General features: G+C 42.6%; 8 protein-coding genes. 1 reads left to right on the plus strand and 7 read right to left on the minus strand.

Features of this window, described 5'->3' with window-relative positions; translation table 11 throughout:
- Positions 1 to 7 precede the first annotated feature (7 nt).
- The 3 genes from FJU10_RS08470 to clpB all read right to left on the minus strand — a co-directional run bounded on the left by FJU10_RS08470 (position 8) and on the right by clpB (position 5,270).
- A complete protein-coding gene (locus tag FJU10_RS08470; RefSeq protein WP_081118564.1) occupies positions 8 to 961 on the minus strand; it encodes an ABC transporter ATP-binding protein in 954 nt (317 codons plus the stop codon).
- Complete coding sequence (locus tag FJU10_RS08475) at positions 958 to 2,499, minus strand: ABC transporter permease/substrate-binding protein (protein ID WP_140965658.1); 1,542 nt, start codon at positions 2,497 to 2,499, stop codon at positions 958 to 960. The genes FJU10_RS08470 and FJU10_RS08475 overlap by 4 nt, the downstream gene beginning before the upstream one ends.
- Positions 2,500 to 2,663: 164 nt before the next feature.
- Positions 2,664 to 5,270 carry an ATP-dependent chaperone ClpB gene (gene clpB, locus FJU10_RS08480; RefSeq protein ID WP_096742745.1) on the minus strand — a complete coding sequence of 869 codons (2,607 nt, stop codon included), beginning with the start codon at positions 5,268 to 5,270 and terminating at the stop codon, positions 2,664 to 2,666.
- A 308-nt stretch (positions 5,271 to 5,578) separates the two neighbouring features.
- Here clpB and FJU10_RS08485 point away from each other — a divergent pair, with 308 nt between their 5' ends.
- Positions 5,579 to 7,105: an ABC-F family ATP-binding cassette domain-containing protein gene (locus FJU10_RS08485; protein ID WP_086292335.1), complete on the plus strand. Its 1,527-nt coding sequence runs from the start codon at positions 5,579 to 5,581 to the stop codon at positions 7,103 to 7,105.
- A 38-nt stretch (positions 7,106 to 7,143) separates the two neighbouring features.
- Here FJU10_RS08485 and FJU10_RS08490 read toward each other — a convergent pair whose 3' ends face one another.
- From FJU10_RS08490 to FJU10_RS08505, 4 genes are all read right to left on the minus strand, one after another.
- A complete protein-coding gene (locus FJU10_RS08490; RefSeq protein WP_140965659.1) occupies positions 7,144 to 8,175 on the minus strand; it encodes a lysylphosphatidylglycerol synthase transmembrane domain-containing protein in 1,032 nt (343 codons plus the stop codon).
- Between the two features lie 27 nt (positions 8,176 to 8,202).
- A complete protein-coding gene (locus FJU10_RS08495; RefSeq protein WP_005235800.1) occupies positions 8,203 to 8,475 on the minus strand; it encodes a DUF1294 domain-containing protein in 273 nt (90 codons plus the stop codon).
- A 33-nt stretch (positions 8,476 to 8,508) separates the two neighbouring features.
- Complete coding sequence (locus FJU10_RS08500) at positions 8,509 to 9,417, minus strand: diacylglycerol/lipid kinase family protein (protein ID WP_140965660.1); 909 nt, start codon at positions 9,415 to 9,417, stop codon at positions 8,509 to 8,511.
- 100 nt (positions 9,418 to 9,517) lie between these two features.
- Positions 9,518 to 9,898 (minus strand): M20/M25/M40 family metallo-hydrolase (locus FJU10_RS08505; RefSeq protein WP_140965661.1); only part of this gene is annotated, 381 nt, incomplete at its 5' end.

Consider the following 9,898-nt stretch of genomic DNA (forward strand, 5'->3'; position numbering starts at 1 on the left):
GAACCTTTTACGTTCGATCACGACTCAAGAATGCAAACACATCTTTTCGACTTAGACTTCCAACCAGTTTCTGCTCTTCTTCAATCACTACCGTGTCATGAGTTGCAAATAAGGTATACAACTCATTTAAAGTAGTAGATGCAGCGATTTGAGGAGCCCCAGGGTTGACTTCATCGCTGAAAAAGTTCATCCGCATCAAATCCCCTGCTGTGACCAGTTTTGCTTCGTCTTCACCGGTCTCTTCAAAAAAGCTTTTCACAAAAGCAGTTTTTGGTTGCGAGACAATCACTTCCGGTGTATCACATTGGACGATCTTCCCTTGATTCATGACAGCAATGCGTGTACCTAATTTTACCGCTTCTTTCATGTTATGCGTGACAAAAATAATCGTCGTCCCAAGTTCTTGGTGCAGATCAAGGACTAACTCCTGCAAGGAATTACGAGAAATTGGATCAAGAGCACTAAAGGGTTCGTCCATCAGAATAATTTCTGGGTTAGCAGCTAACGCTCTTAAGATCCCGATCCGTTGCTGTTCTCCTCCTGACAACTCTTTAGGCATTCGATGGCGGTATTGCTCTGGGTCAAGTTTGACCTGTGTCAGCAAACGATCCACGGCTTCTGAGCGATCTTTTTTTGACCACCCTAACATCTCTGGGATCACTTCGATATTTTGTTTGACATCCATCGTCGGAAACAGAGCGATTTGTTGGAGAACATACCCCATTTGCCAACGCATTTTTTGAATATTGTATTCTTTGATCCGTTTTTCTTTGAAGTAAATATCACCATCTGTCGGTTCTGACAACGCGTTGATCATCTTCAAAGTCGTCGTTTTCCCACTCCCAGAAGGACCGACCAAAACAAAGATTTCCCCTTTATTGATGCTCAGATCTAACTGATCGATCACTAGTTTTTGATCAAACTTTTTACTGACGTTTTTAAATTCAATAATTGGTGTCATTCTTGTCCCTCCTCAATTAATCCTTCGTCTATCAGGAAGGTACGCGCGACTTCTGCTGGATTTTTTCCTTCGACATTGACCTGATAATTCATTTCACTCATTTGTTCTTCAGTGATTTTCCCTGCCAACTTTTCCAATGCACGGACGACTTCTGGATGTTCCTTGGCAAAGGCTTCTTTCATCAAAGGCGCTCCTTGATAAGGTGGAAATAGTTCTTGATCGTCTTCTAGAATAACTAAGCCATATTGACGCAATTCACTGTCCGTGGAATAGGCATCCAGTAGATTGATATCGCCATTATTGATGGCTTGATAACGCAATGCTGGTTCCATACTTTGGACACTTGGAAAATCTAGCCCATAGCGTTCTTGGATGCCCGCATAACCGTCCGTCCGATCAATGAATTCGAGGGTGAAGCCGGCTTTGATTTGATTTTCGATTTTCTTCAAATCAGAGATCGTGTTTAGTCCATTTTCCTCAGCAAATTCTTTTTTCACAGCCAACGCATAGGTATTTTGATACGCCATCGGCTGAAGCAAGGTCATCTCAAACTGATCCTTCAATAGATTAACTGCTTCGGTATAGGTTTCGTCGGAGTCAAGGTTTTGACTCGCAAGCTCTTCTGGTACCTCAACTAAGCTCTCCAACACGGTACCGGTAAACTCCGGATAAATATCAACTTGGCCATTGTCTAATGCACTGAATAAGAATGAGGTCTTTCCGAAATTTGGCTCTAGTTCAACTTGGGCATCAGGGTCTTCTTGTTCAATCAATTCTTTGTACATGTTGATCAAGATATCAGGTTCAGACCCTAGTTTCCCTGCGATGGTAATGGTTTTCGGCGCGAAAAATCCGCTCTGTGAAAAAGAAACGCCGCCAATCAGCAAGATGATGGCTGCCAGCGTAATCAAGGTATAGCGCGGTTTCAGGTGTTGTAGATATCGGATCAACGTACTGAAAATAATAGCCAGTAAAGCAGACCCGATCGCACCGATCAGCGTTAATTCAGGGGCATTCCGATCGATCCCCAACAAAATAAAGGAACCTAGCCCACCAGCGCCAATCAGAGCGGCTAAGGTCGCTGTTCCGATGATTAAGACCAACGCCGTGCGAATCCCCGAAATTATGACAGGCAAGGCAATCGGCAATTCGACTTTGATCAATCGGCGCATCCGAGACATACCAAATGCCGCCGCAGCTTCTTCGATTGATGGATCGATCTCCGAAAGGCCAATATAGGTATTTTGAAAGATCGGCAATAACGCATAAATAACTAGTGCGATCAACGCAGGTGGCGTTCCGATCCCCACGAATGGAATCAATAAACCTAACAGTGCCAGTGATGGAATCGTTTGTAACACACTCGTTATTTGTAGGCCGACTTCCGCTGCCCGTTTATGATTAACCAGCCAAATGGCTAACGGGACAGCAATAACGATCGCGACCAGCAGCGCAATGATCGACAATGACAAATGCTCAAAGACAGCTGTTAGCAATTCCCCTTTCCGCTCATTCAACGTTTCAAAAAAAGTATTCATCTTTTCATTCCTCTCCTACTCCATAAGAACAGTATAATCGAAGTGCGAATTTCCTCCAAACAACAAGCAAGGAGAACTTTTTTGTCATATATTGAGCGACAAAAAAACGATGGCTGCCACTTAAACGGCAACCATCGTTTTGCATTTATCCATTTTTTATCTTTTTATTCTTCGGTAATTGGCGTATTTTCAAAAACCAGCTGATCGTTCAATAATTCGATCGTGACTTGGGTCTTTGGTAAGACTCTGCCAGCAACGATTTCTTTTGCCAATGGGGTTTCGACTTCTCTCGTGATAAACCGACGGAGAGGACGCGCACCATACGCTGGCTCATAAGCATTTTCAGCGATCCAGCGTTTGGCTTCTTCAGTGATCGTCAACAGTATATCTTGGACTTCCAGTCGTTGTGAAAGCTGTGCGATGATCTTGTCGACGATGCCTGTCACATCGTTTAGACTAAGCGGTGTGAATAAAATCGTATCGTCGATCCGATTTAAGAATTCTGGTTTGAAATGCCCTCTCAAGAGATTACGGACATTTTCAGCAACGTTTTCTGGGATCGTCCCTTCTGCGGTCACGCCATCTAGCAAGACTTGAGAGCCGATGTTGCTGGTCATGATCAAGACTGTATTTTTGAAATCAACGACCCGACCTTTTGAATCTGTCAAGCGGCCATCATCAAGCACTTGTAACAAGATATTAAAGACATCAGGATGGGCTTTTTCGATTTCATCTAACAAAACGATCGTGTAAGGATTGCGGCGGACAGCTTCAGTCAATTGCCCACCTTCTTCAAACCCTACATAGCCTGGAGGGGCACCGACTAAACGAGACACTGAATGTTTCTCCATGTATTCGCTCATATCGATCCGAACCATATGCTCTTCTGAATCAAAGAGGTTGACCGCCAACGCTTTCGCTAATTCGGTCTTACCGACGCCGGTCGGACCTAAGAACAAGAAGGAACCTAATGGTCGATTTGGATCTTGCAGGCCAGCTCGTGAACGAATAACTGCATCACTGACAGCATCGACTGCTTCGTCTTGTCCGATCACTCGTTGATGTAAGGTCTCATTTAATTTCAACAGTTTTTCTCGTTCGCCTTCCACTAATTTAGCGACTGGAATCCCTGTCAAACGTCCCACGACTAAGGCGATCTCATTTTCGGTCACTGACTCTTGAACCATCCGAATGCCTTCGTCTTGGTTTTTTTCTTCTAGTTCAGCTAGTTCTTTTTCCAATTGGGGAATCGTCCCATGGCGAAGAACAGCGGCCCGTTCCAAATCATAGTTATTTTCAGCATCTTCCAACTCATGCTTGGCTTTATCGATCTCTGCCCGTTTGTTGGAAACTGCATTGACTTCTTCTTTTTCCGTTTCCCACTGCATTTTCATGGTATTGACTTCTTCACGCAATTCCGCCAATTCTTCTTGTAAAATGCCTAAGCGTTTTTTCGATGCATCATCGGATTCCTTTTTCAATGCGGCTTCTTCGATCTCCAGTTGCATCAAACGACGGGTAACTTGGTCGAGCTCAGTAGGCATCGAATTCATTTCCACCCGAATTGTGGCACTCGCCTCATCGATTAAGTCAATGGCTTTATCTGGTAAAAAGCGGTCCGTGATATACCGATCAGATAAGGTCGCCGCAGCAACAAGCGCATTGTCATGGATGTTGACGCCATGATGGATCTCGAACCGTTCTTTCAAGCCACGTAAAATCGAAATCGTATCTTGAACGGTTGGTTCCTGTACCAGCACTTTTTGGAAACGACGTTCCAAGGCTTTGTCCTTTTCCATGTATTGACGGTATTCATCAAGGGTCGTTGCGCCAATCGTATGCAATTCTCCCCGTGCCAGCATTGGTTTCAGTAAGTTTCCAGCATCCATGCTGCCTTCCGTCTTACCAGCACCTACAATATTGTGGATCTCATCAATAAAGAGAATGATCCGGCCATCGGCTTTTTTCACTTCTTGTAAGACGGCTTTCAAACGCTCTTCAAATTCACCTCGGAATTTAGCACCTGCGATCAAGGCACCCATATCCAGAGAAAAGATCGTTTTGTCTTTTAGGTTTTCTGGGACGTCTTTTCGCACGATCCGTTGAGCCAATCCTTCAACGATGGCTGTTTTACCAACCCCCGGTTCACCAATCAAAACGGGATTGTTTTTTGTTTTCCGAGAAAGGATGCGAATCACATCGCGAATTTCTTCGTCTCGTCCGATAATGGGGTCCATTTTTCCGCTGCGGACTTGTTGGACCAAGTCAACGCCGTATTTTTCTAATGCTTTGTATTGTTCTTCTTGATTTTGTGAGGTCACACGATCCCCTCCTCTTAATGTTTCGATCGTTTGCTTGATTTCTTTTGCGGTGATTCCTTGTTTCTTTAAATACACCGTCAAGGGATGATTTTTCAATTTCATCAACGCATAAAGGACGATTTCTGTGGAAAGATACTCGTCTTGAAATTCATTTTTTAATTGATCTGCCTCAGACAAAAGATGAAACAGATTTTGACTCATGGATTGACCATAACGAACATTTCCTCCTTCAACGGAAGGCAGTTCATCTAATAATCGGTCGACTTCTTTTTCAAAAGCATCGACATCGAGCCCTGTGTCCGTATAAAAATTGCGGCCGAATTGATTGGCTTGCAATAAAATCTTCCATAAATGCGGAATATCAATTTCTTGATGGTGACGGGTCATGGCAATCTGCTGGGCTTCAGCGATAGCACTTTGTAATGTAGTCGTCATTTTTTCTGGGTTCATACTTTTCCCTCCCAAAATGGTATTCAGAAAAAAAGTACACTGCAAGCAGTATCCTTTTTTCTACTCTTCTATTATACAATATTGGTCAGTAATGGTCAAAAGATTTCCCTCGAACATCAAAAATTTTTTCAGTATTATTTCATGAAAATTGACAGATGGGAAGTAGCAATGGTATGCTAGGTCGTGATTGGTCAGGAACAACCGATTTTCCTGATCGTTTTAAGCGCTTTTTGGCGTATTTTATTCAGTAAGATTATCTACTTAGCTGTAACGTCTACTGTTTACAGCTTTTTTATATGGAGGAAACGATGTTAACATTAACGAATATTAGCCAACAATTTGGCGACAAATTGCTTTACGAAGATGTTTCCGTTCAAATCAACCGTGGGGAAAAAGTCGGTTTGATTGGACGGAACGGCGCTGGCAAAAGTACTTTAATCAAAATCATTACAGGAGAAATTCTCCCTGACGATGGCTTTGTTCAATTTCCGAAAAATTTGAAAATGGGCTATTTGGATCAATACGTCAATGTTGATGAAACGCAATCGATCCGTGATTTTTTGCGCTCTGCCTTTGTAGAAGACTTCGAAAAAGAACAACAGATCGCCGATCTTTATACTGCTTATGGCGAAAGTCTCGACGATAAGCTTTTAGAAAAAGCGGGCGAATTGCAAAATCAACTGGATCAAGGAAATTTCTACCAAATGGATACATTGATCGATGATTTAGCAGAAGGGTTAGGTATTTCGGTTCTCGGCATGGATACGCCCCTTGCTTCCTTAAGTGGTGGTCAACGCTCGAAACTGATTTTAGCGAAAATGCTCTTAGAAAAACCCGACATGCTGATTTTGGATGAACCAACCAACCACCTAGATGATGAACATATCAAATGGTTAGTTGAATTTTTACAAAACTTTACTGGTACCTACTTAGTCGTTTCTCATGATCGTCAATTCTTGAATGAAATCACGACCCATATCATTGATATCGAATTTGGCAAGCTTTCTAAGTATACGGGGAATTTAGACAAAGCATTAAAACTAAAAACGTTGCAAAACGAAAGCTACATGAAGCAATACGAAGCACAGCAAGAGCATATCAAGAAAACTGAAAGCTATATTCGTAAATACAAAGCTGGTTCTCGTTCAACAATGGCAAAGAGTCGTGAAAAACAATTGGCAAAAATCGAACGCTTGACTCCACCCCAAGATGTCCCTAAACCGCATCTAGGATTTGATTTGGCACCGATCGTTACGACCTTGGCATTAGAGACGACCAATCTAGTGATTGGGTACGACCAAAAGCCCTTACTCTCCCCAATCAACCTAACGATCCGCTATGGCGAAAAAATTGCGATTCGGGGATTTAATGGGATCGGTAAATCAACATTGATCAAAACGATTCTCGGTGTGATCCCTGCAATTGAAGGAACCGTTTCTTACCCGCAGCATACAAAATTCAATTACTTTTCTCAAGACCTTGACTGGGAATATCCCTTGCAGACCCCTCTTCAATACCTTGAGGATCTTTTCCCAAAGGCCACTAACAAAGAATTGCGGCGGCAACTTTCTCGGGCGGGATTACCTAGCCAATTAGCCCAGGAAGAATTGAAATTATTAAGTGGTGGCGAACAGACAAAAGTGAAGTTAGCTGAAATGATGTTGATCAAAAGCAACTTTTTGATTCTTGATGAACCGACCAACCATATCGATCAAGACACGAAAAACAATTTGGAAGAAACGCTGGCAGCTTTTCCCGGAACCGTTCTGATCGTTTCCCATGAAGCTGAATTTTATGAATCCTTTGTTGATCGGATCATTGATTTGAAAGACTAAAAAACACGCTTATCCTCTACTCGAAGATAAGCGTGTTTTTAACTTTCCACTTTTTCTTTTCTTAATTCAGTCAACTCTTGGCTGATATCTTTGCGCTTTTCTTTCATTACATAAGCAAAACCAATAATGAAGGGCCAAATGAATGTTGCTAAGCGGTACAGTAGCATGGAAGACGCAGCATCGACCGTGCCAACTAATGGACCAAAAAGCAGCATATAAATAAATTCAAATGATCCGATCCCTGCCGGTGTTGGAATCACCCCGGACAAGACGACGGCAAAGCTGATGAAGGATAACGTCAACAAGAAATCGATCTCTGGATGCTGCACAACAAGAATCACATAAGGAATCACATACCAAGGTAGCATCTTCAAAAGATTCCAAAGGTAGATGCGCAAGAAAGCGGTGCGGTCGGTAATGATTGCATTGACCGTTTCTCGCAAAGAATAGATCTGCGTGTTGCATTTGTCAACGATCCCTCTTAACGTTGCACTTTTGAACAGCTTATTGCTGATGATCACAAAAAAGACTTGAATGTTGATACTGACAGAAAGTGCCAATAAAGCGGCAATGATCAAAAAGACGAGTACGATCCCCACCAAAATTACCCAAATCATATTCGGCGCATTGTCATAGAATAGCGAGAATTGAATAATCAACCCAGCGATTGCATATGTCAATATGGCAAACTTATACATCACCATGTGTAAGGTGGTGACACCAACCCCTTGTGACAATTGCAAACCATTTTTACGATAAAAATTCACCTCTGAGATCAAGGTGCCCGCCCCAAACGTCACGATCCGGTAAAAACCACTGTAACAAACCGTTAAAAAGCCTGCCTTAGTAGTAAATTCCGGTTGAAACGTCACAGCGATCTCTTTCACTGTCCGTCCTTCGATCACCAGGTACAATGTGCCAAGTCCCATAACTAATAAGACGATGAGAAAGCTGGTCTCTCTTAGCCCCGCCAAAATATCCATCATCGAGTTACGGACAAAAAAATACATCACACCCAGAATCCCTACTAGTAAAAGTAAATTAAGGGCGAACTTCACTTTAGTTTTCATATTAACTCCTTGCTTGTTATACCGAATTTATGCAAAAAAGACCATCAGCAGGATAGCAAAAACGGTGCCAAAAGCAAAAAAGAGGTGAAACTTCTTCTTTCTTGTTTTGTGGCGAAATACGCGTTGCGCAATTAAACCGCCTAATCCTCCGCCAATCGCCCCCATAAAAAGGAGATTTGCTTCGGGAACCCGCCAACCTTGTTTCACTGCCTGATATTTATCATACCCCATCAGACAGAAAAGATAAAGATTGACTGCAATTAAATAAAACCACAATGGATTGTAAATCAGTGCATTCATCCATTTCCTCCATATGATTGATCGTAGGGACCATTATTTTGATTCTTTTGCTTCCTCAGGTACCAGCATCGTCAACCCATGTTTGATGACTTTCATCTCAATCGGCAGATCATCCGTTGGGTCGCCATCGGTTCGAGTATGAACCGTTTTTTCTTTGGCCTTTATTGAGACCTTTGCGGCAGTGAAATATTCAACACTTGGTACTTTGGCAATTCTACCACGAATAATTCTTGGTAGATACAAAATAAACCGTAAAATATTCAGTTTTGGCAAAAGAATGACATGAAACAACCCGTCATCAGGTTTTGCTTCTTCATCAAAGTTCTTAAACCCACCTGCTGAATTCGACATGACGATCGTCAGTAATTGACTTTTTCCCTGCCATTTCCGTTCGTCAGCAATAACTTCTAATTTGTATTGTTTCTTTTTGATCAACAGATGAATGAACCGTTTCATAAACGCTAACGGCCCATACTGCTGTTTTTCTTCTTGGGAAGTTGCGGCGGCGGTATCTGCCAGAAGACCAATGGTCATCGTCGAGATCATTACTTGATCATTGACCATCCCATAATCGATCGGACGTTCAGCCCCTGTTAAAACATTCTCAAACGCTTCTTCTGGTTTGACTGGTATACTCAACATTCGAGCGAAATTATTTACCGTTCCTCCAGGAATGATCCCGATCTTCAGCTCATCCAGCTTTTCTTTGAAGGTTTGCAGCCCATGATGGATCGTGCCATCTCCGCCGATGATCACAATCGTATCGACTGCGTGTTTTTTGGCAGCCTCTCGAACGTCTTTTGGATCCACGTCTGGATTTGAGGCCTGCAAGAACGCTTGATGCTCTTCGCCTTGTTCTTTCACATAGGCTTGGAATTTTTCTGCTGTTTCTTTTGCTTCACTTTTCCCTGCTGTATCATTGTATAAAACGAGAATTTTCATCCTATTCACATCCTAAAAAGGCCGGGTCTTACGCAAGACCTGCGTGAAGAGTTCCCAGCCCAAGAGTTTTTCATTTATTCCATCAAATCAAAAGCAACGTTTATGCTTGAGCATTCAGTTCGGCGATTTTCACGATCACATCAGTCGCCTTCATCATTGATTGTAGCGAGACGAACTCATAACGACCGTGCATATTTTCTCCACCAGCAAAGATATTCGGTGTTGGAATCCCTAGATAGGAGATTTTCGACCCATCGGTCCCACCACGAACAGGTTCTGTTACCGGAGTGATTCCCACTGCTTCCATCGCATCTTTTGCTAAATCAATGATACTCATATCCTTTTCGATAATTTCTTTCATGTTGTAGTATTGATCATATAAATGAACGTGCACTCGCGGTTCATCAAAGCGGGCATTCAAGCTTTCTTGAACCGCTAATAATTGTTCTTTTCTTTCTTCAAAACGGGTCCGGTCATGGTC

It is taken from the genome of Enterococcus sp. OL5, assembly GCF_006491895.1.
In the GTDB taxonomy this organism is placed as follows: domain Bacteria; phylum Bacillota; class Bacilli; order Lactobacillales; family Enterococcaceae; genus Enterococcus_D; species Enterococcus_D innesii.

Coding starts and splice junctions, on each gene's coding strand:
- FJU10_RS08490 (WP_140965659.1), bottom strand. CDS start 8,175: ATGAAAACTAAAGTGAAGTTCGCCCTTAATTTACTTTTACTAGTAGGG.
- FJU10_RS08470 (WP_081118564.1), bottom strand. CDS start 961: ATGACACCAATTATTGAATTTAAAAACGTCAGTAAAAAGTTTGATCAA.
- FJU10_RS08500 (WP_140965660.1), bottom strand. CDS start 9,417: ATGAAAATTCTCGTTTTATACAATGATACAGCAGGGAAAAGTGAAGCA.
- FJU10_RS08485 (WP_086292335.1), top strand. CDS start 5,579: ATGTTAACATTAACGAATATTAGCCAACAATTTGGCGACAAATTGCTT.
- FJU10_RS08475 (WP_140965658.1), bottom strand. CDS start 2,499: ATGAATACTTTTTTTGAAACGTTGAATGAGCGGAAAGGGGAATTGCTA.
- FJU10_RS08495 (WP_005235800.1), bottom strand. CDS start 8,475: ATGAATGCACTGATTTACAATCCATTGTGGTTTTATTTAATTGCAGTC.
- clpB (WP_096742745.1), bottom strand. CDS start 5,270: ATGAACCCAGAAAAAATGACGACTACATTACAAAGTGCTATCGCTGAA.